The 21,996-nt window shown below is 63.2% G+C and carries 18 protein-coding genes; 8 read left to right on the top strand and 10 right to left on the bottom strand.

The annotated features are described in order from the left end of the window. Window positions 1-73: 73 nt before the first annotated feature. The 5 genes from MESCI2_RS0131070 to puuE form a co-directional block, all read right to left on the bottom strand. A complete protein-coding gene (locus MESCI2_RS0131070; RefSeq protein ID WP_027039885.1) occupies window positions 74-2,059 on the bottom strand; it encodes a CocE/NonD family hydrolase in 1,986 nt (661 codons plus the stop codon). Between the two features lie 85 nt (window positions 2,060-2,144). Next, window positions 2,145-2,738, bottom strand: a complete 594-nt coding sequence (locus tag MESCI2_RS0131065; protein WP_027039884.1) for a nucleoside deaminase — start codon at window positions 2,736-2,738, stop codon at window positions 2,145-2,147. 67 nt (window positions 2,739-2,805) lie between these two features. Then, complete coding sequence (locus MESCI2_RS0131060) at window positions 2,806-3,297, bottom strand: ureidoglycolate lyase (protein WP_027039883.1); 492 nt, start codon at window positions 3,295-3,297, stop codon at window positions 2,806-2,808. After that, complete coding sequence (locus MESCI2_RS0131055; RefSeq protein ID WP_027039882.1) at window positions 3,294-4,157, bottom strand: bifunctional allantoicase/(S)-ureidoglycine aminohydrolase; 864 nt, start codon at window positions 4,155-4,157, stop codon at window positions 3,294-3,296. Before MESCI2_RS0131055 ends, MESCI2_RS0131060 begins: the two co-directional genes overlap by 4 nt. Before the next feature lie 10 nt (window positions 4,158-4,167). Further along, a complete protein-coding gene (gene puuE / locus MESCI2_RS0131050) occupies window positions 4,168-5,586 on the bottom strand; it encodes an allantoinase PuuE (RefSeq protein ID WP_027039881.1) in 1,419 nt (472 codons plus the stop codon). Between the two features lie 203 nt (window positions 5,587-5,789). On the opposite strand from puuE, the gene uraH reads away from it, so the two are divergent. From uraH to xdhC, 4 genes are all read left to right on the top strand, one after another. Beyond that, window positions 5,790-6,164, top strand: a complete 375-nt coding sequence (gene uraH, locus MESCI2_RS0131045) for a hydroxyisourate hydrolase (RefSeq protein WP_027039880.1) — start codon at window positions 5,790-5,792, stop codon at window positions 6,162-6,164. Window positions 6,165-6,167: 3 nt separating this feature from the next. Continuing rightward, window positions 6,168-7,649 carry a xanthine dehydrogenase small subunit gene (gene xdhA / locus MESCI2_RS0131040; protein ID WP_027039879.1) on the top strand — a complete coding sequence of 494 codons (1,482 nt, stop codon included), beginning with the start codon at window positions 6,168-6,170 and terminating at the stop codon, window positions 7,647-7,649. Next, window positions 7,649-9,994, top strand: a complete 2,346-nt coding sequence (gene xdhB / locus MESCI2_RS0131035; RefSeq protein ID WP_027039878.1) for a xanthine dehydrogenase molybdopterin binding subunit — start codon at window positions 7,649-7,651, stop codon at window positions 9,992-9,994. The genes xdhA and xdhB overlap by 1 nt, the downstream gene beginning before the upstream one ends. Window positions 9,995-10,068: 74 nt before the next feature. Beyond that, window positions 10,069-11,064, top strand: a complete 996-nt coding sequence (gene xdhC / locus MESCI2_RS0131030) for a xanthine dehydrogenase accessory protein XdhC (RefSeq protein WP_027039877.1) — start codon at window positions 10,069-10,071, stop codon at window positions 11,062-11,064. A 13-nt stretch (window positions 11,065-11,077) separates the two neighbouring features. Here the strand turns inward: xdhC and MESCI2_RS0131025 are convergent, their stop codons facing one another. From MESCI2_RS0131025 to MESCI2_RS0131015, 3 genes are all read right to left on the bottom strand, one after another. Continuing rightward, window positions 11,078-12,328 carry an LLM class flavin-dependent oxidoreductase gene (locus tag MESCI2_RS0131025; protein ID WP_027039876.1) on the bottom strand — a complete coding sequence of 417 codons (1,251 nt, stop codon included), beginning with the start codon at window positions 12,326-12,328 and terminating at the stop codon, window positions 11,078-11,080. Beyond that, a complete protein-coding gene (locus tag MESCI2_RS0131020; RefSeq protein WP_027039875.1) occupies window positions 12,325-13,338 on the bottom strand; it encodes an LLM class flavin-dependent oxidoreductase in 1,014 nt (337 codons plus the stop codon). Before MESCI2_RS0131020 ends, MESCI2_RS0131025 begins: the two co-directional genes overlap by 4 nt. A 103-nt stretch (window positions 13,339-13,441) precedes the next feature. After that, complete coding sequence (locus tag MESCI2_RS0131015; RefSeq protein WP_027039874.1) at window positions 13,442-14,362, bottom strand: LysR family transcriptional regulator; 921 nt, start codon at window positions 14,360-14,362, stop codon at window positions 13,442-13,444. A gap of 162 nt (window positions 14,363-14,524) precedes the next feature. Between MESCI2_RS0131015 and MESCI2_RS0131010 the strand changes: the two genes are divergently transcribed. The 4 genes from MESCI2_RS0131010 (at window position 14,525) to MESCI2_RS0130995 (ending at window position 19,184) form a co-directional block, all read left to right on the top strand. Further along, window positions 14,525-15,742 (top strand): urate hydroxylase PuuD, encoded by a 1,218-nt coding sequence (locus MESCI2_RS0131010; protein ID WP_027039873.1) that lies wholly within the window; start codon window positions 14,525-14,527, stop codon window positions 15,740-15,742. 1 nt (window position 15,743) lies between these two features. Next, window positions 15,744-17,060 carry a guanine deaminase gene (guaD, locus tag MESCI2_RS0131005; protein ID WP_027039872.1) on the top strand — a complete coding sequence of 439 codons (1,317 nt, stop codon included), beginning with the start codon at window positions 15,744-15,746 and terminating at the stop codon, window positions 17,058-17,060. 358 nt (window positions 17,061-17,418) lie between these two features. Further along, window positions 17,419-17,922 (top strand): heme-degrading domain-containing protein, encoded by a 504-nt coding sequence (locus MESCI2_RS0131000; protein WP_027039871.1) that lies wholly within the window; start codon window positions 17,419-17,421, stop codon window positions 17,920-17,922. Next, on the top strand, window positions 17,919-19,184 hold the full coding sequence (locus tag MESCI2_RS0130995; protein WP_027039870.1) for a glycerate kinase type-2 family protein: 1,266 nt from the start codon (window positions 17,919-17,921) through the stop codon (window positions 19,182-19,184). Before MESCI2_RS0131000 ends, MESCI2_RS0130995 begins: the two co-directional genes overlap by 4 nt. 63 nt (window positions 19,185-19,247) lie before the next feature. Here MESCI2_RS0130995 and MESCI2_RS0130990 read toward each other — a convergent pair whose 3' ends face one another. Further along, entirely contained in the window at window positions 19,248-20,705 is a 1,458-nt protein-coding gene (locus tag MESCI2_RS0130990; RefSeq protein ID WP_027039869.1) for a UdgX family uracil-DNA binding protein, read from the bottom strand. Between the two features lie 2 nt (window positions 20,706-20,707). Continuing rightward, window positions 20,708-21,943 (bottom strand): putative DNA modification/repair radical SAM protein, encoded by a 1,236-nt coding sequence (locus tag MESCI2_RS0130985; RefSeq protein WP_027039868.1) that lies wholly within the window; start codon window positions 21,941-21,943, stop codon window positions 20,708-20,710. Between the last annotated feature and the right edge of the window lie 53 nt (window positions 21,944-21,996).

Raw genomic sequence — 21,996 nt, 5'->3', positions numbered from 1 at the left:
GCGGTAAGCAAGACCGAATGCGACATGCCGTGGCGTAAATCGTACGTCGCAATTGGACCAATGAAATCGGCGCTCAAAGAAGTGCGCGCGGCACCTTCTCTTCGAAATTGCGCTCGAAGACGAGGGTTTCGTCCTCATAGGCCTCGATTCTGGCGCTGACGATGAAGTTTTCCGCGTCGGATCGCATCTCTGCCAATGTCTCGGTGCGCACCGACCATCCATTTCGCGACAGGGTCTGCGTCCAGTGCGTCTTTCCCGAGGCCGACAACGGATCGTCGGGATGGATCGTCCAGGTCTCGCGGGCGATGCTGCCATTGGCGAGGCCATGGGCGAGATCGCGCACCTCGCCGAAATCATCTGATATGGAAAGCGTCACCATTCCGGTCTTTTCATCACGATCGACATGGCGCTCGGAATTGGCGGCGCGGATCGTCTCCGTTGCCCAGGGGGTTGCCCCTTCCGGCTCGGCGAACGTTACCTCGTCGCCTGTCGCCAACGGCCGCAGCGGCAAGCTGAGCGTCGCCGCCGACAAGGTGAGCTGGACCGGCTCCGGCGATGGCCAGATGGCAGGCCAATAGGCGTTCGAAACGGCAACACGCAGGCGGTGTCCGGTTGGAACGCGGTAAGCACATTGATCGAGCACGACGCGCACCGAGACGGTTTCACCCGGCACCAGCGCCTCCGGGAATTCATGCGAATTGCGATGCGTCAGATTGAGCACGCCATAGGAAATCAACTCCGAGGCGCCGTCGGGATGCACATCGCAAAGCCGGACCGCGATGTTGGCCTGCGGACGATCAGAGGATAGCTGCAGCTCGACCTCCGGCGCTCCGACGATGTCGATCGGCTCGCTGAGTTCCGACTGGTCGAAACACACCGACAGGGCATCGTCGGGGCGTTGGTCGCCGGGCAGTTCGGGGCCGAAGGTGAAGGGAAAATACTCGCCGCCGGCCAGGCCGCAGCTTTGCGGCGAGGCGATGATGGAGGGTTTTTCCGTTGAGGGGATCAGATCGACCGTTTGCGCCTGGATGGTTGGCAAGGGCCATTCCTGCTCCGCCACCCAACGGCCGGGACGCTCGGGGTGCCAGCGCGCCGGACGCACGCTGTCCATGACATAGGCGCGGTAGGCCGGGTCGGACTCGACACCGGTGTCGACACCCTTCAGCCAGCGGTCCCACCAGCGCAGAGCCTCCTGCAGGAAGCCGATGGCAGGTTTTGGTCCTGCGTAATGCGGGTATTTGTGAATCCATGGCCCGATAATGCCCTTGACCGGGGCTTCGATGTTGCTGGCCAGATGCGAGACCGTGTTGCGGTAGCCGTCATGCCAGCCGCCGATCGACAGCACGGCAGCTTTGACGGCGGAAAAATCCTCGCAGATCGAGCCGCGCTTCCAGTAGGCATCCCGGTGCTGGTGCTTCAGCCACAGCGGCGCCAGGAAGGATTGGTTCTCCAGCCGGGTCAGCCACAGATCGCGCCATCTGTTGTCGCCGGCCAGCAGCGGGTCCGGCGGCCGCGACGAGTAGGAGAGCATCGTCGAGGCCCAGCCGAAATTCTCGATCAGCAGGCAGCCGCCCTTGTAGTGGATGTCGTCGGCATAGCGGTCGACGGTCGAGCACAGGCTGATCACGGCTTTCAGCGCCGGCGGCTGCTTGGCTGCCACCTGCAGGCAGTTGAAGCCGCCCCAGGAAATGCCCATCATGCCGACATTGCCGTTGCACCAGGGCTGGCTTGCCGCCCAGGCGATGACGTCGCTGGCGTCCTGCAATTCCTGCTCGGAATATTCGTCGTCCATCAGTCCTTCGGAATCGCCATTGCCGCGCATGTCGACGCGGATCGAGGCGTAGCCGTGGCCGGCGAAATAGGGATGCGTCAGCTGATCGCGAAAGATGGTACCGTCGCGCTTGCGGTAGGGCAGGTGTTCGAGGATCGCCGGCACCGGATCGTCGCCCGCATCCTCCGGCATCCACACCCGCGCCGACAGCCGGCAGCCATCGGGCATGACGATGCCCATGTCCGGGAATTCGACGACCTTGCGGGGAAATTCGGTGACGGTTTTCATACGGACGCACTCCAGGATAGCCACATGATGGAGGCCACCGGAGCGCGTCGTGGGCCAGCCAACGAATTCGGCTGGTCAATCCGCGTCAGTTCAGCGGAATGTCGTTATCGTCCTTGTTCGCCTGATAGACGCCGGACAACTCATCGTAGCGCGCCGAAATCGCGCCGATGCGTGTTTCCAGCCGTTGCCGCTCGGCTTCGGGCAAAGCTCGCACCAACCGACGTATGGAAAAGCTCTTCCAGTAGGCATTCTCGGCATTGTAGCCGCCAGGTTCGAGGGTGAAGACCTCTTTCAGGATCTTCAGGTCGTGCGGGATAGCAAAACTGTCGCGCGAATCCTCGTGGCTGAACAGATAGTAGAAATTGTCGAAGCCGGTCCAGGTGATCGCCGACAGGCACAGCGAGCAGGGTTCGTGCGTGGCGATGAAGATGGCGTCCTTGGTGTCGACGCGCTCAGCCCTGGGTATTTCGTAGAAACGCTTCAGGCAGTGTACCTCGCCATGCCAGAGCGGGTTTTCCATCTCGTTGTTGGTTTCGGCCAACACCAGCGAACGGTCGTCCTTGCGCAGGATCGCCGCGCCGAACAGCTTGTTGCCATGGGTAACGCCGTCGGCCGTCTTCGGCACGATGTCGTGCTCGATGACGTCGAGCAGGCGGTCGATCAGCGAAATATCGGTCATCAGGGGGTCTCCTGCTGCATGTCGCCCAAAAGTGCCCCGGGTTTGGGGTAACGACACGCACAAAAAATTAAGGGAGATGGATCTCGTAGGCGTGCGAGAAATGGAACTCTTCGAGGTTGGAACCGTCGCCGCCACGGTCGACGATCAGGAAATCCTGAGGCTCGCCGAGCGGCGTCAGCACGCCATGCCAGAGATTGCGCCGGTAATTGATGCCTTGTCCGGGTGCGGTGATGAAGGCATGCGGCTCGCCCGGCCCTTGCTCGCCATCATGGCAGACGACGACCAGAAAGGGGCGCGGCGACAGCGGAATGAAGGCCTGGCTGCCAAACGGGTGGCGCTCGACCATGCTCAGCTTCAACGGCAGTTCGTAAGGCGTGCCGCGCACCATCGAGATCAGCACGCGGGCGTTCAGTCCGGTCGCCTCGGCGGTAGCCAGATCGTGGTAGCGCTCGGCCCTGCCGCCATTGATCGGGTAGTGGTTGTCGCCGCCCATGTCGATGACGTCGCCGAACGGAGCAAAGCTCTCGCGGGTCAGTGGCTGCGCAATGATTCGCGTCACGCCGTCCGCCCGGGGACACCGGCGCCGCCGAGCTTGGCGTGCCGGTTGACGTCCTTGTAGAGCAGATAGCGGAATTTGCCCGGGCCGCCGGCATAGCAGGCCTGCGGGCAGAAGGCCCGCAGCCACATATAGTCGCCGGCCTCGACCTCGACCCAGTCCTGGTTGAGGCGATAGACCGCCTTGCCCTCCAGCACATAGAGCCCATGCTCCATGACATGGGTCTCGGCGAAGGGAATGACCGCGCCGGGTTCCAGCGTGACAATGGTCATGTGCATGTCGTGGCGCAAATCGGCCGGATCGACGAAACGCGTCGTCGCCCAGCGGCCTTCGGTGCCGGGCATAGGCGTCGGCACGATCTCCTGCTCGTTGGTGAAGAAGGCTTCCGGCACATCGAGACCGTCGACCACCTCGTAAGCCTTGCGAATCCAGTGGAAGCGCACGTCGGCCTTGCTTTCGTTGCGAACCGTCCAGCCGCTGGCCGGCGGCAGGAAGGCAAAGCCGCCGGGCCGCAAGACATGCTTCTTGCCGGCAAGCAGAACCGTCAGTTCGCCTTCGACCACGAACAGCGCGCCTTCGGCGCTGGCATCGGGTTCCGGCCGCTCGCTGCCGCCGCCGGGCGCGACCTCGACAATGTATTGCGAGAACGTCTCGGCAAAACCGGACAGTGGTCGCGACAAGATCCAGACGCGGGTCTCGTCCCAGAACGGCAACGCACTGGTCACGATGTCCTGCATCACACCCCGGGGAATGACGGCATAGGCCTCGGTGAAGACGGCGCGGCCGGTCAGAAGCTCGCTCTGGCCGGGGTGGCCGCCATGTGGTGCGTAATAGGTTCGCTCGGGCATCCTGATCGTATCCATGGGTTCAAACCTATTGCGGAAGCATGTCCTTGAGGCGGAGCAGCGCGATGCGCTCGACCTGTTTGCAGGCGGTTTCGAATTCGACGCCGCGGCTGTTGCCGATGCGCGCCTCGAACTCCGCCAGGATTTCTTGCCTCGTCTTGCCCTTCACCGCGATGATGAAGGGGAAGCCGAAGGTGGTGACGTAGGCGGCGTTCAGCTTGGAAAACAGCTCGCGCTCCTTGTCGGTCAGCGCGTCGAGGCCGGCCGAGGCCTGTTCCCTGGTCGATTCCGCCGTCAGCCGTTTGGCCTTGGCCAGCTTGCCGGCAAGGTCGGGATGGGCGTTGAGCACCGAAAGCCGCTCGGTTTCGGTGGCGGAACGGAAGACGCGGGAAAGCGCATTGTGCAGGCCGCCTGAGGTGTCGTGCGCCGGACCCAGTTCCAGTTCGTAAGCGCGTTCGGCGATCCAGGGTGAATGCTCGAACACGCCGCCGAAGGTGTGAACGAAGGTCTCGAATTCCATCTTCGATGGGCGGAGTGCCGCCGGTTGATAAGGATTGACCTCTTGCCAGTGCTTGGCGATGTCGATGCGCCGCGCCAGCCAGACCTTGTCATGCGACTTCACATAGTCGACGAAGCGCTTCAGCGCCGCCACCCGTCCCGGCCGCCCGACGAGGCGGCAATGCAGGCCGATGTTCATCATGCGCGGCCGGCCGGCCTTGCCCTCGGCATAGAGCGTGTCGAAGCTGTCCTTCAAATAGGCAAAGAACTGGTCGCCCGAATTGAAGCCCTGCGGCGTGGCGAAACGCATGTCGTTGGCGTCGAGCGTATAGGGGATGATGAGCTGCGTGCCGCCTGCGTGCTCGAACCAGTAGGGCAGTTCATCGTCATAGGTGTCCGACACATAGTCGAAGCCGCCTTCTTCCGCCGCCAGCCGCACCGTGTTGATTGATGTGCGGCCGGTGTACCAGCCGGTCGGGCGCTCTCCGGTCACCTCGTAATGCAGCTTGATCGCCGCTTCGAGGTCGCGGCGCTCATCCTCGGCGCTGTGGTCGCGGTAGTCGATCCATCTCAGCCCGTGTGAAGCGATTTCCCAGCCGGCTTCCTGCATGGCCGTCACCTGATCGGGCGAACGGGCGAGTGCGGTGGCGACGCCGTAGCAGGTGATCGGCACTTGCGACTCGGTGAACAGCCGCAGCAGACGCCAGAAGCCGGCGCGGGCGCCGTATTCGTAGATGGATTCCATGTTCCAGTGGCGCTGGCCCACCCAGGGCGCCGCGCCGACGATTTCCGACAGAAAGGCTTCAGAGGCCTTGTCGCCATGCAGCACGCAGTTTTCGCCGCCTTCCTCGTAATTGACGACGAATTGCACGGCGACATGTGCGCCGCCAGGCCATTTCGGGTCCGGCGGATTGGCTCCATAGCCGCGCATGTCTCTGCTGTAACGCATCGTCCCTCCCGCCGGGCATGGCCCGAAGTATGATCAGGATATCGAAAGGGTGCCTCTCGCATTCCCCCGAAAATTTTTGAAAGTGTTTTTGTCGCACTCCGCTCGACCGGGACTTATGCATCGCCTTTAATTGGCGCACAATTCACTGTTGATACTTGATCGTACCGGGCCAATTCGCTCGTACCGGAAATGGGAGGCGGCCAATGGCAGAAACGTCGAATGCCGATGGCGGGCGTCTGACGACCCATGTCCTCGACACGGCGACCGGCAAGCCGGCGGCGGGACTGTCGATCGCGCTTTATCACCTCGAGGGCAAGGCGCGGACACATCTGAAGACCGTTGTCACCAATGCCGACGGCCGTTGCGACAAGCCGCTGCTCGCCGGCGCGGAGTTCCGCACCGGCGAATACGAACTGGTCTTCGCCGCCGGCGACTATTTGCGCCAGCAGGGGTTGAGCCTGCCGAAACCCGCCTTTCTCGATGTAATACCAATCCGCTTCGGCATGGCCGAACCAGTGCATTATCATGTGCCACTGCTGGTCTCGCCTTACGGCTACTCGACCTACAGGGGGAGCTGAGGCATGGCCAAAATTAGCATCCGCAACGAGATCCGCTTCATCCTCAATGGCAGGGATGTGGCGCTTTCGTCGGTGGCGTCAGACGCGACCCTGCTCGACTGGCTGCGGCTGGACCGTTCGCTGCGCGGCACCAAGGAAGGCTGCGCCGAGGGCGACTGCGGCGCCTGCACCGTGTTGGTCGGCAAGCTCTCGGCCGGCGGCCTGGTCTATGAAAGTGTCAACGCCTGCATCCGCTTCCTCGGCTCGCTCGACGGCAGCCATGTCGTGACCGTCGAGCATCTGCGTGGTTCACCCGGCCAATTGCACCCGGTGCAGCAGGCGATGGTCGATTTCCACGGCTCGCAATGCGGCTTCTGCACGCCGGGCTTCGTCATGTCGCTGTATGGCTTGTGGATGAAGTCGCCTGACCCGTCGAACGCGGATATCGAAAAGGCCTTGCAAGGCAATCTCTGCCGCTGCACCGGCTACGAGGCGATCATGCGCGCCGCGCATGCCATCTCCAGCTACGGCAAGGCGGCAAAGGATCCGTTGGCCGCGGAGCGCAAGGCGATCACGGCGAGGCTCGAGGCCATGCATGACGGCGCCCGGGTCGAGATCGGAACCGGCAAGGCGCGGCTGGTCGTGCCGGCCGATGTCGACGATTTCGCCGCCGTGCTGGACAAGGAACCCGGCACCACCATCGTTGCCGGCTCGACCGATGTCGGCCTATGGGTGACCAAGCATATGCGCGATATTTCGCCGGCCATTTTCATCGGCAATCTCGACGGACTTTGCACCATCTCGGAAGACAAGGGCGTCATTTCGATCGGCGCCGGCGTCACCTACACTGACGCCTTCGCGACATTGGCGAAGCGCATCCCGGCGCTGGGGTCGTTGTTCGATCGCATCGGCGGCGAACAGGTGCGCAACATGGGCACCATCGGAGGCAACATCGCCAACGGCTCGCCGATCGGCGACACGCCGCCGCCCTTGATCGCACTTGGCGCAAGTCTCACCCTGCGCAAGGGCAAGAAGCGGCGCTCGATCCCGCTGGAAACCTTCTTCATTGCCTATGGCAAACAGGACCGGCAGCCGGGCGAATTCGTCGAGGCCGTGCACGTTCCGGTTCCGACCAAGGGCACGAAATTCGCCGTCCACAAAATCACCAAGCGCCGCGATGAGGACATTACCGCGGCCCTCGGCGCCTTCTTCTTGACGCTGGCCAGCGATGGCACGGTCGCGGAGGTGCGCATTGCCTATGGCGGCATGGCGGCGACGCCGAAGCGGGCGTCCTCCGTCGAAAAAGCGCTGCTCGGCAAGCCGTGGACCGAACAGACTGTTGAAGTGGCGATGGCCGAATATGACAGGGATTTCACCCCGCTGACCGACATGCGCGCTTCGGCCGAATATCGCGCCCTTGCGGCGAAGAACCTGCTGCTGCGCTTCTTCGCCGAGACCAGCGGCACCAGGGACCAGATCCAGGTTTCAAGGCACGAGGCGGCATGATGAACAAGCACGCTGCTCCCAACCTCAAGGCCGAAAAGATCGCTGGCGGCGTCGCCACCGATCAGCGCCACGATTCCGCGCACAAGCATGTCAGCGGCACCGCCGTCTACATCGACGACATGCCGGAACCGGCCGGCACGCTGCATGGCTGCCTAGGGCTTTCCACCGCCACGCATGCGACAATCGCCAGCATGGATCTCTCGGCGGTGCGCACGGCGCCCGGCGTTGTCGACGTGCTGACGGCCAGTGACGTGCCGGGCGAAAACGATATTTCACCGACCGGGCGCCACGACGAGCCGGTGCTTGCCGACGGCAAGGTGCAATTCTACGGCCAGCCGATCTTCTGCGTTATTGCGCAGACGCGCGAGCAGGCACGCCGCGCCACCAGGTTGGCCAAGGTCGAATACCAGGAATTGCCCTTCGTCACCGACATTGGCGCGCTCGATCCGAAGAGGGACAAGCTCGTCACGCCTCCTCTCACCTTGAAGCGCGGCGATGCCGCCGCCGCCATCCGTCAGGCGCCGCGCCAGCTGAAGGGAAAAATGCGCATCGGCGGTCAGGAGCATTTCTATCTCGAAGGCCATATCGCCATGGCCATTCCGGGCGAGGATCAGGACGTCACCATCTATTCCTCGACCCAGCATCCGAGCGAAGTCCAGCACATGGTCAGCCATGTGCTGGACGTGCCGAGCAACGCCATCACGGTGGAAATCCGCCGCATGGGCGGCGGCTTCGGCGGCAAGGAAACGCAGGGCAACCAGTTTGCCGCATTGGCCGCGATCGCCGCGAAGAAACATCATCGCGCCGTGAAGATCCGGCCCGACCGCGACGACGACATGATCGCCACCGGCAAGCGCCACGATTTCCTCGTCGACTACGAGGTCGGCTTCGATGACGACGGCAACATCCTTGGCGTCGATTTCATGTTCGCGGCGCGTTGCGGTTTCTCGTCGGACCTTTCCGGCCCGGTGACCGATCGCGCACTGTTCCACTGCGACAACACCTATTTCTGGCCGGCGGTGCATGCCCAATCGGCGCCGCTCTACACCAACACCGTGTCGAACACCGCCTTCCGTGGTTTCGGTGGCCCGCAAGGCATGGTCGGCGCCGAGCGCGTCATCGACGAGGTGGCCTTTGCCGTCGGCAAGGATCCGCTCGAAATCCGCAAGAAGAATTTTTACGGCACATCAGATCGCAACATCACGCCTTACCACCAGACGGTCGAGGACAACATCATCCAGCGCATCGTCGCCGAGCTTGAGCAAAGCGCGAGCTATGCGCGGCGCCGGCGTGAGATATCGGCCTTCAATGCCAACAGCCGTTTCATCAAGCGCGGCCTGGCGCTGACGCCGGTCAAGTTCGGCATCTCGTTCACCGCCACGCATTACAATCAGGCCGGCGCGCTGGTGCATGTCTACACCGACGGTTCGGTGCATCTGAACCATGGCGGCACCGAAATGGGGCAGGGCCTCTACGTCAAGGTGGCGCAAGTGGTGGCGGAAGAGTTCCAGATCGACCTCGACCAGGTGAAGATCACCGCGACCACGACCGGCAAGGTGCCGAACACTTCGGCCACGGCAGCGTCGTCCGGCACCGATCTCAACGGCATGGCGGCGCAGAATGGCGCGCGCCAGATCAAGGACCGGCTGATCGATTTCGCCGCCGAAAAATACCAGGTGCCGCGCGATCAGGTGCTGTTCCTGCCCAACCGGGTGCGCATTGGCAACCAGGAAATCGCCTTCGCCGACCTCGTCAAGCAGGCCTATATGGCGCGCATCCAGCTGTCGGCGGCGGGCTTCTACAAGACGCCGAAAATCCACTGGAACCGCGACAAGGGCGAGGGCCGCCCCTTCTACTATTTCGCTTATGGCGCCTCGTGTTCGGAAGTTTCGGTCGACACGCTGACCGGCGAATACATCGTCGAGCGTACCGATATTCTCCATGACTGCGGCCGCTCGCTGAACCGGGCTATAGACATCGGCCAGATCGAGGGCGGCTTCATCCAGGGCATGGGCTGGCTGACGACGGAAGAACTGTGGTGGGACGCCAAGGGCCGGCTGCGCACGCATGCGCCGTCGACCTACAAGATCCCGCTCGCCTCCGACCGGCCGAAGATCTTCAACGTCAACTTGGCCGACTGGCCGGAAGCCGGCGAGCCGACCATCCACCGCTCCAAGGCGGTCGGCGAGCCGCCGTTCCCGCTCGGCATGTCGGTGCTGCATGCGCTGTCGGATGCGGTGGCCAGCGTCGCCGACGACAAGATCTGCCCGCGTCTCGATGCGCCGGCAACGCCGGAACGGGTGTTGATGGCGATCGAGCGGCTGAAGAAAGAGGCCGGCGCCTGAATCCGGCCCCAGGGTCGGCAATGCGTGCAATCCGGGCCGAAAAAACCTATATTTCCCGCACGGGAATGCGAATGATGAATTCGAAAGTGCAAAGCCTGAGAGACTTCCTTGCTGGTCAAGGTCGCATCGCTTTGGTCGAGGTGGTGGGCACCAAAGGTTCGACGCCACGCGAGAAAGGCGCCTTCATGCTCGTTTCGCAGGCGGCGATCTTTGGCACCATCGGCGGCGGTCAACTCGAATACATGGCGATCGACAAAGCCCGGCAGATGCTTTTCTCCCCCCTCGAGGGGGAGATGTCGGCGAAGCCGACAGAGGGGGTCGGTAAAGGCAGCGCGCGACCTAAAGGGACGTCGAGCACTGCCGAGGCGACCCCACCCGGCGGCTTCGCCGCCACCCTCCCCTCAAGGGGGAGGGATATCCGCGCTACCCTGGACGTCCCGCTCGGCCCCGAGATCGGCCAGTGCTGCGGCGGGCGCGTCGAGGTGCTGATCCGGCTCGTCGATGCCGCGCTTGCCGCCGAACTGGTTGCGGCTGCGGAAGCCGAGGAGGCGCACCTGCCGCATGTCTACATCTTCGGCGGCGGCCATGTCGGCCAGGCGCTGGCGTCGACGATCGCACTGCTTCCCGTGCACGGCGTCGTCATCGAGACGCGGGCCGAAGCACTGGAAGGCATGCCCGAAACCGTCGAGGCACGGCTGACAGCTATGCCGGAAGCGATGGTGCGAAATGCCCCCGCCGGCACCGCCTTCGCCATCCTGACCCACGACCATGCGCTGGATTTCCTGATCGTCGCCGAGGCGCTGAAACGCAGCGACACCGCCTATGTCGGCATGATCGGCTCGAAGACCAAGAAAGCGACATTCAGGAACTGGTTCCTGAAATCGGCGGACGGCAGCGAAGCGGAATTTGCCCGCCTCGTCTCGCCGATCGGCGGCGACACCGTCAAGGACAAGCGCCCGCAAGTCATTGCGGCGCTGGCGGCGGCCGAGATCATGACGGCGCTGGTCAGCCACAACGCAGGCTTAAGTGCCAACCATCAAATTCCGCATGGCAGGGTGATGGCCGGCTAAGCTTGCGTCGCGGCTAGACGGGCCGTTTCAAACCGAGATGGTCGCGCAACGTCCGACCCTCATACTCCGTCCGGAACAGGCCGCGCCGCTGCAGTTCCGGCACGACGAGCATGGCAAAGGCATCGAGTTCGCCAGGGAAATAGGAGGGCATGACGTTAAAACCGTCGGCGGCACCGCCTTCGAACCGCGCTTGCAACTCATCGGCCACCTGGGCCGCCGTGCCGACGATGCGCCAATGGCCACGCGCGCCGGCGAAATGCCGGGCAAGCTGGCGAATGGAAAGGCCGTCGCGGCGCGATTGCTCGATGACCAGCGCCTGCCTGCTCTTCATCCCCTCGCTCTCCGGCAGGTCCGGCAGCGGCCCGTCGATCGGATGGCGCCACAGATCGGAGATGCTGATATAGCTGGACAGCAGCGCAACGCCGACGTCGTCGGGGATCAGTTCCTGCAATTCCTCATATTTTTCCTGGGCCTCAGCCTCGGTTTCCGCCACCACCGGTGCGACGCCCGGCATGATCTTGATGTCGTCGGGCTCGCGGCCATAGGCCGCCAGACGCCCCTTGAGATCGTCGTAGAAGGCCTTCGCCTCCTCGAAGGTCTGCGCCGCCGTGAACACCACATCGGCGGTGCGAGCGGCGAGGTCGCGGCCGACATCCGAGGCGCCGGCTTGAACCATCACCGGCGCGCCTTGCGGCGAGCGAGGCAGGTCGAGCGGGTCGCGAACCGAAAAGCTCTGGCCGTCATGGCCGGAGGCCTTGCCGTGCCACAGGCCGGTTACCACCTCGGCGAATTCACGCGCGCGCTCATAGCGATCGGCATGGGGCTTGAGGCCGGTCGAGCCGAAATTGGCGGCCTCGATGGGACTGGCCGAGGTGACCAGGTTCCAGCCGGCCCGGCCGCCGCTCAGATGATCGAGCGACAGGAAGGTTCGCGCCAGGCCATAGGGCTCGTTGTAGCTTGTCGAGGCCGTCGAGACGAGGCCGATGCGGCTGGTCTGGACGGCAAGCGCCGAAAGCAGGCTGATCGGCTCGAAGCCGATCGAGCGCGACGTCTGGCTGGCAATGCCGATATTGGCTTCGCGCAGGCCGGCGGCGTCCTCGCAGAAGATCATGTCGAACTTCGCCGCCTCCGCCGTGCGCGCCAGCTGGATGTAATGATCGATGTCTATGCCGGCGGTGACGTGCACCTTGGGATGGCGCCAGGCAGCGATGTGGTGGCCTGTCGCCCACAGAAAGGCGCCGAGCTTCATCTGGCGAGCGGTCATTGGTCACCTCCGCCGGCAAGCCCGAAATGCGAGCGCAACGTCGTGCCGCGATAGCTTTCTCGAACCAGGCCACGCCGCCGCAGTTCCGGCAGAACCAAGCCGACGAAATCGTCGAGCGCTGAAAGCTGTGCCGGCATCTGGATGGTGAACCCGTCGCAGCCGCTCGCCCGGAATTCCTTTTCCAGCCTCTCGGCGACGGCAGCCGGCTTACTATCGGCGGTAGGCGCGATGTTCGTCAGCACTTTCACAGCATCCGGATCGCGTCCGCACGCCGTGACACGGCGCCGGATATCGTCATAACGTGCTTTCGCGCTATCCCTCGGTCCGTCGTCCAGCAGGATGACATCGGCGGCGCGGGCGGCAATATCCAGGTCGGCTTCGCTCAGACCCGACAAGACAAGCACCGGCCTGTCCTGCGGTGACCGTGCGACGTTGAGCGGTCCGCGCACCGAAAAGAACTCCCCCTTGTGCTCTAGCAGGTGCATCTTTTCGGGGTCGTGGAAGCGGCCGCCGCTTTGGTCGAACAGCAGGGCGTCCGCATCCCAGCCCTGCCACAGACCTTGCACGATGCCGATATGTTCCTCACTGCGACGGCGGAAATCGTCAGGCGAAAATCCTTCGGGCCGGCTGAAATTGGCTGCTTCCCGTGGCGCTTGCGTCATGGTTGCGTTCCAGCCACTGCGGCCATGGCTGATGATGTCGAGCGAAGCGAAACGGCGTGCCAGATTGTAGGGTTGGTGGGCAATTGTCGAGGCAGCGGCAACCAGGCCGATCCTGCTTGTGACAGTCGCCAATGCGGCCAGCAAAGTGGTCGCTTCGAAGGGCATCGGACTGTTCGCAGCACCGCCGCCGGAAGCCGGCGCTGAATCGGCAAGCAGCACCATGTCCAGCCCGGCGGCTTCAGCCTTTTGCACAAAACTGGCCAAGCGGCTGAATTCCAGCCCCGGTGATGGATCGGCGATCCCCGGAAACAGCGAAACGGCAAGATGCATTGTGGCGCCGTTGTCCATCGACGGTCCCTGCGAGACGAAATACCACCAGAACTATGTTCGCCACGTCCTGGGATGGCAACCGCTGGCGCTGGGCCAACTGCGGCTCACTTGCCGGCCAGCCCTACTTGCCAGCAAGAAGATCGTTGATCAGCCGCTGGCAGCGTTCGGCCATGAAGTCGAGCAGCAGCCGCACTTTTGGATCCTGCAGCTTCTTGTGCGGATAGACGGCGGCGAACTGCACCGGTGTCGGTGGCGTGCTGCTCAGGATCACCTTCAGCCGCCGGTCACGGATGAACGGCTCGACCTCGAAGCGCGGCTTGTTGATGATGCCGCGTCCAGACAGCGCCCAGCCGGTCAGCACGTCGCCATCGTCGGTGTCGTAGGGTCCGTGTACCTCGAACTTCTGCGGGCCCGTGGGGGTCTGCAGCGTCCACACATATTCGCGCGCGCCGGAATAACGCAGCATCAGGCAGTCGTGCTTCTTGCCGATCAGTTCCTGCGGCTCAATCGGTTCGCCGCGCGCTTCGAGATATTTGGGCGCCGCCACCAGCACGCGCTCGCATTCCATGATGCCGCGCATCCTGAGGCTGGAATCCTCGATGATGCCGAGCCGGAAGGCGACATCGATGCCTTCCTTCATGATGTCGACATTGTGGTCCGAGAGCCTCAGCCGCACCTCGATGTCAGGGTATTTGTCGTGGAAATCGGGTATCCCTGAAGCAACCAGCCGGCGGCCGAGGCCCAACGGCGCGGTCACGCGGATGGTGCCGCGCGGCTGGCCGGAAAGCGCCGAGACAGCCGCTTCCGCTTCGGTTATTGCCTCCAGCACCTGCTTGGCGCCTCCATAGAAAACCGTGCCATGCTCGGTCGGCATCAACTGCCGTGTGGTGCGGTTGAACAGCCGCACGCCAAGGTGCTTCTCCAGTTCCTTGATGCGGTTGGAAGCGACCGCCGGCGAAATGCGCATGTCGCGCCCGGCCGCCGACAGATTGCCGAGTTCGACCACGCGAACGAAGACGGCAATGTTGTCGAGATAGGCCATGCGGTTCTGTGGCTTTCCTGAGGTCGCCTTCGGGCGGCTCCCATCCTGCTGCGTGTGACTACCCTAGTATTTTCCATTTTTTTTTGAAAGTCATCGTGCACCTCGCCTCTTTCCGTTTGCGCGCCACACCGTAAAGTCACCCGATCGGCAGGGACGACTTCAATGATGGATTTCGCGATTTTCTGGGACTGGCTGAGTTTTGCCGTGCGCTGGCTGCATGTTGTCACCGGCATCGCCTGGATCGGCTCGTCCTTCTACTTCGTCGCGCTCGATCTCGGCCTGCGCCAGCGTCCGGGCATGCCTGCAGGCGCCTTCGGCGAGGAATGGCAGGTGCATGGCGGCGGCTTTTATCACATCCAGAAATATCTGGTGGCGCCGGCCGAAATGCCGGAACACCTGACCTGGTTCAAATGGGAATCCTACGCCACCTGGCTGTCCGGCTTCGCCATGCTGTGCGTCGTCTATTATGCCGGAGCCGATCTGTTCCTGATCGATCCGAACGTGCTGCCGATGTCGGTGCCGGTCGGCATCCTGCTGTCGCTGGCAACGATCGGGGTCGGCTGGGTGGTCTATGATCTGCTGTGCCGCTCGCCGCTCGGCAAAAGCGACACCGGCCTGATGCTGGTGCTCTATTGCGTGCTGGTGTTCATCGCCTGGGGACTGACCCATCTGTTCACCGGGCGTGCCGCCTTCCTGCATCTGGGCGCCATCACCGCCACGATCATGTCGGCCAATGTCTTCATGGTCATCATCCCCAACCAGAAGATCGTCGTCGCCGACCTCATCGCCGGCCGCAAGCCCGACCCGAAATACGGCAAGATCGCCAAGCAGCGTTCGCTCCACAACAATTATCTGACGCTGCCGGTGCTGTTCCTGATGCTGTCGAACCACTATCCGCTGGCGTTCGGCACTGAGTTCAACTGGGTCATCGCCTCGCTGGTGTTCATCATCGGCGTGCTGATCCGGCACTATTTCAACTCGGTCCACGCGCGCAAGGGCAACCCGACCTGGACCTGGATGGCGGCACTTGTCCTGTTCATCATCATCATCTGGCTGTCGACCGCGCCGAAAGTGCTGACCGGCGAACCCAGGGAATCGGCGGCGGCGCAAATCTATGTCGCTTCAGCGCATTTCCCGGCCGTGCGCGACACCGTGCTCGGCCGCTGCTCGATGTGCCACGCGGCGGAGCCGGTCTATGAGGGCATCTATCATGCGCCCAAGGGCGTGATGCTCGACACCGATGCTGACATCGCCAACCACGCCCGCGAAATCTATCTGCAGGCCGGCCGCAGCCACGCCATGCCGCCCGCCAACGTCAGCCAGATTACCGACAAGGAGCGGGCGCTGCTGGTGGCCTGGTTCGAAGGCGCAGGGAAATAGCATGACCTCGATACTTCTGCGCGGCCGCACGTTGTCCTTTGTGCGCTGGCCGCAAACCATCGAAGACCATTCCGCCTGGCGCTACGAGGAGGATGGCGGCCTGCTGATCCGCGACGGCAGGATCGTCGCCGCGGGCACCTATGCCGATGTTGAAAAGCAGGCCGGCGAAGCGGTGAAAAAAATCGACCACCGGCCGCATCTGCTGCTGCCCGGCTTCATCGATGTGCATGTGCATTTTCCGCAGATGCAGGTCATCGCCTCCTATGGCGCCGAACTGCTCGACTGGCTGAACACCTACACGTTCCCGGAAGAGACGAAGTTCGCCAATGCCCAGCATGGCCGCCGCATCGCGCGGCTGTTCCTCGACGAAATGGTGCGCCATGGCACCACGACGGTCGCCGCCTACTGCTCGGTGCACAAGGCCTCGGCGGAGGCGTTTTTCGCCGAGTCGCATGACCGCAACATGCTCAACATAGCCGGTAAGGTGATGATGGACCGCAACGCGCCCGACGGCGTGCTCGACACGCCGCAATCGGGTTACGACGACACGAAGGCGCTGATCAAGGAGTGGCATGGCAAGGGACGGCAGCACTACGCCATCACGCCGCGCTTCGCCATCACCTCGTCGCCGGAGCAGATGGAGATGGCGGGCGCGCTGTGCCGGGAATATCCCGACCTGCACATGCAGACGCATCTGTCGGAAAACCACGCCGAAATCGCCTTCACGCAGCAACTCTATCCGTGGTCGCGCGACTATACCGACGTTTACGAGCACTACGGGCTGTTGGGGAAAAAGAGCCTGTTCGGGCACTGCATCCATCTCTCGGAGCGCGAAGCGGATGCGCTTTCGGCCTCGGGCTCAGTGGCGGTGTTCTGCCCGACCTCCAACCTGTTCCTCGGTTCCGGCCTGTTCGACTACCAGCGCTTTCGTCGCCGCGAAAAGCCGATCCGGATCGCCGCCGCCACCGATGTCGGCGGCGGCACCAACTACTCCATGCTGCGCACCATGGACGAAGGCTACAAGGTGATCGCGTTGAACGGCGAGAAACTCAACCCGTTCCAGTCCTTCTGGCAGATGACGCGTGGCAATGCCGAGGCGCTGTCGGTGGCGGAAAAGATCGGCACGCTGGACGAGGGCACCGATGCCGACATCGTCGTGCTCGACGCCAGGGCAACGCCAACGATGCGGCTCAGGATGGAAACTGTCGAGACGCTGGCGCAGGAACTATTCCTGCTGCAAACGCTGGGCGACGACCGCGCCGTGCGCGAGGTTTATGTGGCGGGACGCGCAGCCAAGGCGGATATGATCGCGGGGTAAGACCCGCTCACCCCGAGGGGAGAGGACCGCAGCTCGACGGAGTGGGGTGGATCTTCGCACGGGACAAGATGATGATTGCGCCTGTTGCCAAGTGGTTCCCCCACTCCGTCGCCGCTTCGCGGCGCCACCTCTCCCCCCTCCGGAGGGAGAGGAAGGGAGCCTCTGTTTTCGCAGGACGGGCGCCGGTTCGGACAGCTTAGCGCCCCTTCCTCTACCCCGTCGATCGGGGGAGAGGTGTCGAGCGAAGCTCGACGGAGGGGGGTCGACCCTTGGCGGGGCAACACGATCGCCGCGACGGAAGCTTGACCGGGCGGAGCTTGTCGTACACACGATTTGTGACTGACTTCGGAGAAAGAAAATGGCCGCTGCGGACGACATCGCTCTGATCCAGAAGCAGGAAGAGATGCTGGTCTTCCCGGCCTTCGACGAGGCCGTCGCCTTCGAGATCGGCGCGGCGATCCGTGAGCGGGCACTGGCCGAAGATCTACCCATCATAGTCGACATCAGGCTGTGGGACCGGCCGCTGTTCTATGCCGCGCTGCCGGGCTCGAATGCTTCCAATCCCGACTGGGCGCGGCGCAAGATCAATGTGGTCAAGCGGTTCCTGAGAAGCACCTACCGCATGGTGCTGGAACAGCAGCGCCCGGACCGCACCTTCAAGGTCGGTGAGGGGTTGGATATTGCAGATTATGTGCTGGCCGGCGGCGGCTTTCCGGTGACCGTCAAGGGCGCCGGCGTCATTGGCGTCATCGCCGTTTCCGGACTGCCGGAGCGCGAGGATCACGGCGTCGTCGTCGATGCGCTGTGCGATCATTTGGGCGTCGACAAGCGCGGCCTGACATTGCCTCCGGAAGCCGAATGACCGTGCTCGACCCCAAATCCTTCCTCGTCTCCATCTTCAACGCCGCCATCGCCGCCGCCGTTCCGGAGCGAACCATCCGGGATCATCTGCCGGCCAAGCCAAAGGGCCGTACCATCGTCATCGGCGCGGGCAAAGGCTCGGCGCAGATGGCGGCAGCGTTCGAGAAAGTGTGGGACGGCCCCATCGAAGGGCTGGTCGTCACCCGCTATGGCTATGGCGCGACCTGCGAGCGCATCGAGATCATCGAGGCGGCGCACCCGGTGCCGGACGCTGCCGGTCTGGAAGCCTCGCGCCGCCTGCTCGCCAAGGTCCAGGGTCTGACTGAGGATGATCTGGTGGTGGCGCTGATTTCGGGCGGCGGCTCGGCGCTGTTGCCGTCGCCCGCCGGCGGCCTGACGTTGGCCGACGAGATCGCCGTCAATGAGGCGCTGCTCGCCTCGGGGGCGCCGATCGCGGCGATGAACACCATCCGCAAGCATCTTTCCACCATCAAGGGCGGCAGGCTGGCAGCGGCCGCATGGCCGGCCAGGGTGGTGTCGCTGATCGTCTCCGATATTCCCGGCGACAATCCGGCAATGGTCGCCTCCGGCCCAACCGTACCGGATACAGGCAGCCGCACCGACGCGCTGGCCTCGATATCGGCCTATGGCATGAAACTGCCGGCCTCGGTGATGGCGCATATCAATTCGCCGGTCGCAGATGCGCCAAGCCCGGATGACGAGCGCTTTTCGCGCAACGAGGTGCATCTGATCGCCTCTGCCGGGGTGTCGCTGGAAGCCGCCGCTGCGGAAGCGAAACGGCAGGGTGTCGAGGCGGTTATCCTCTCCGATGCCATCGAGGGCGAAGCGCGCGAGGTTGGCGGCGTCCATGCCGCGATCGCGCGCGAAGTGGCGACCCGCAACCGGCCATTTCAAAAGCCGGTGCTCATCCTGTCGGGCGGCGAGACAACCGTGACGCTGCGCGCAAAAGGCAAGGGCGGCCGCAATTCGGAATTCCTGCTCGCCTTCGCCATCGGCATCAATGGTGTCGAAGGCATTCACGCTCTGGCCGCCGACACGGACGGCATCGACGGTTCGGAAGACAATGCCGGCGCCTTTGCCGATGGCTCGACCGTATCGCGCATGCGCGCAGCCGGGGTGGACGCAAAGGCTATGCTTGCCGGCAACAATGCCTGGACGGCCTTCAACGCGGTTGGCGATCTCTTCGTACCCGGTCCGACCGGTACGAATGTCAACGATCTCAGGGCGATCCTGATCAGGTAGCTGAGGCCATTCCAGGAAAAGTGTGAAGCGGTTTTCCGTCCGGAATTGCGCAAAACAGACTGATCAGGCGGCCATCAGCCGCTTCACCAGCTTCATATCCTGCAGGAACCGTTCGCGTTCAGCCTCCTTGTCCGCGGGTTCGCGGATGCGCAGGATGAAGGAGGGATGGATGGTGATGAACACGCGCAATCCGTCCTCGCGCTCGATCAATTGTCCGCGCATTTTTGTCACCGGGATCGCCTTGCCGAGCAGCGACATCGCCGCTGTCGCGCCGAGTGCCACGGCGAGGTTCGGCTTGATCAGCTCGAATTCTTGGTCGATCCACCAGCGGCAGGCCTGAATCTCACCGGAATTCGGTTTGGAGTGGATGCGGCGCTTGCCGCGCGGCTCGAACTTGAAGTGCTTGACCGCGTTGGTGACATAGACCTTTTGCCGATCGACACCGGCATCATCCAGGATCGCATCGAACACCTTGCCGGCCGGACCAACGAAAGGTTTGCCGGCGAGATCCTCCTGATCGCCTGGCTGTTCGCCGACGAAGATCACCTTGGCATTGTCGGGGCCTTCACCGAAGACGGTCTGCGTCGCGTCGCGCCACAGCGGGCAGCGGCGGCAGCCTTTCGCTACCTCGCGCAACTCGGGAATCGTGTCTGCATCATCTGCCGGTGCTTCGGCGGGCTGCTTCGGCCAATGCCGTGCCTGCACTTTGGCGTGGTGCGGCGCGGGTGTTGTCGGCATCTTCGCAATCATGTCCTTGGCGGCCTTGTCCGCTCCTGCGATCATGTCTGGAATGAGCGAGGCCTCGGGAAGGTTCCGCCAATATTTCTTCGGCATCTCCTTCTGCATGGCCTTCACCTTCAATCGCGCCGGATTGAAGATGTTCTCGAAATAGGTGCGCCAGAGCGCCTCGGTATCGTCTTGATCAGGCGCATCGCCCTTGGCCGCGCCCGGCCCGATCGCCAGCCTTTCGCCATCCCAGTCGGCAGAGGCATAAGGCGTCAGGATCGTCCAGCGCATGCCGGTGAAACGTCTGACGAAGAAATCGGCGTTGCGCTCGACGATGAAATGATCCGGCTCGAACCAGGCGACATAGCGCTCATCGGCACCGTTGCCGATTTTCCGGAAGCGTACGAAGGCGTGCATCTTGTGGCTGTCGCGCCGCACCGCCTTTTCCATGGCCTCAAGCCGCCTGGTGTCGGGATCCGACGCGATTTCCAGCAGTTTAGGCTCATCGCGCAATCGCCAAAGCATTCGGTAGAGAAAGGCAAACCGGCCGGGATCGGAATGACAGAACGCCGTTTCGGCATGCCCGATGAAGTCGCGCGGCACGACGAGCTGCGCGCCCGCAGGCACTTCAGGCAATTCTGCCTGATCAGAGCCCGGCGCGACATGCCAATCGACGTCCTCGGGTCTGACCTCATTCAGGGCGAGCCGCCGTGCCGAGTCACGCCAGCCGGCAAAATCCGTCTCGCTCTCGAGCCGAACTCTGTATCTGGCGAGATCAAGTTCCGCCGGCCGCATGATTAGAACAACGACAATTGTTCGCAGGAGTGGGCGATCTTGTCGCGCAGGCCGGCCTTGTCGGTCAGCGCACCAGGGGACCAGCCTTCGGCGATGATGAACGGTCTGAGCTTGGCGATCGACTGGCAGATCCGCCCGACATCCTCCAGCCGCATGCGCCGATGCCGGCGCGTCTCCAAAATCTTTGCCACCACCTTGGTGCCGAGACCCGGCACCCGCAGCAGCGCTTCGCGGTCGGCGCGGTTGATGTCGACCGGAAACTGTCCCCGGTTGCGCAGCGCCCAGGCGAGCTTCGGGTCGATGGCGAGATCGAGCATGCCGTCGCTGCTCCCGGCAAGGATTTCCGACTGTGAAAACCCATAGAACCGCATCAGCCAGTCGGCCTGGTAGAGCCGGTGCTCGCGCATCAGCGGTGGTTTCAGCAACGGCAGCGACCACGACGAATCCGGAATCGGGCTGAAGGCCGAGTAATAGACCCGCCGCAGATGGTAGCTGCCATAGAGCCGAGCGCTCGTGTGCAATATGCCGTCGTCGGATGTCTTGTCGGCGCCGATGATCATCTGCGTCGACTGGCCGCCCGGCGCAAAGCGTTCGCGCTTCTTGGTCTTCAATGTCGGCTCAGCCTTCTCCTCCATCTTCTGGCGCAGCCTGGCCATGGAAAGCCGGATTGTCTCCGGCTTCTTCTCGGGCGCCAATCGCTTCACACCCTCGTCGGTCGGCAGCTCGACATTGATCGACAGCCGGTCGGCATAAAGCCCTGCCTTCTCGACCAGTTCGGCCGAACTTTCCGGAATGGTTTTCAGGTGGATATAGCCGGAGAACTTCTCCTCCAGCCGCAGCCGGCGTGCCACTTCGACCATCTCGCCCATGGTCTCGTCCGGTGAGCGGACGACGCCCGAGGACAGGAACAGGCCTTCGACGTAGTTGCGCCGATAGAAATCCATGGTCAGCTTCACCACCTCGTCGACGGTGAAACGGGCGCGCCGCACATTGGAGGACGAGCGGTTGATGCAATAGCTGCAATCGTAGATGCAGAAATTGGTCAGCAGGATTTTCAGCAGCGAAATGCAGCGGCCGTCCGGCGCGTAGGAATGGCAGATGCCCATGCCTTCGGTAGAGCCGATGCCGCCCGATTTTAGCGAATCCTTTTTCGCCGCACCGGAAGAGGCGCAGGAGGCATCGTATTTGGCGGCGTCGGAGAGAATCGCCAGCTTTTCACGGACGGTAAGTGCGCTCATCTGTTCATGATATGTTCTGAGCAGGAGATCCGCTACCACATTTGATGGAGGCG

The organism is Mesorhizobium ciceri WSM4083, from assembly GCF_000519305.1.
GTDB lineage: Bacteria > Pseudomonadota > Alphaproteobacteria > Rhizobiales > Rhizobiaceae > Mesorhizobium > Mesorhizobium ciceri_B.
This window is presented reverse-complemented; position numbering and strand designations above follow the sequence as displayed.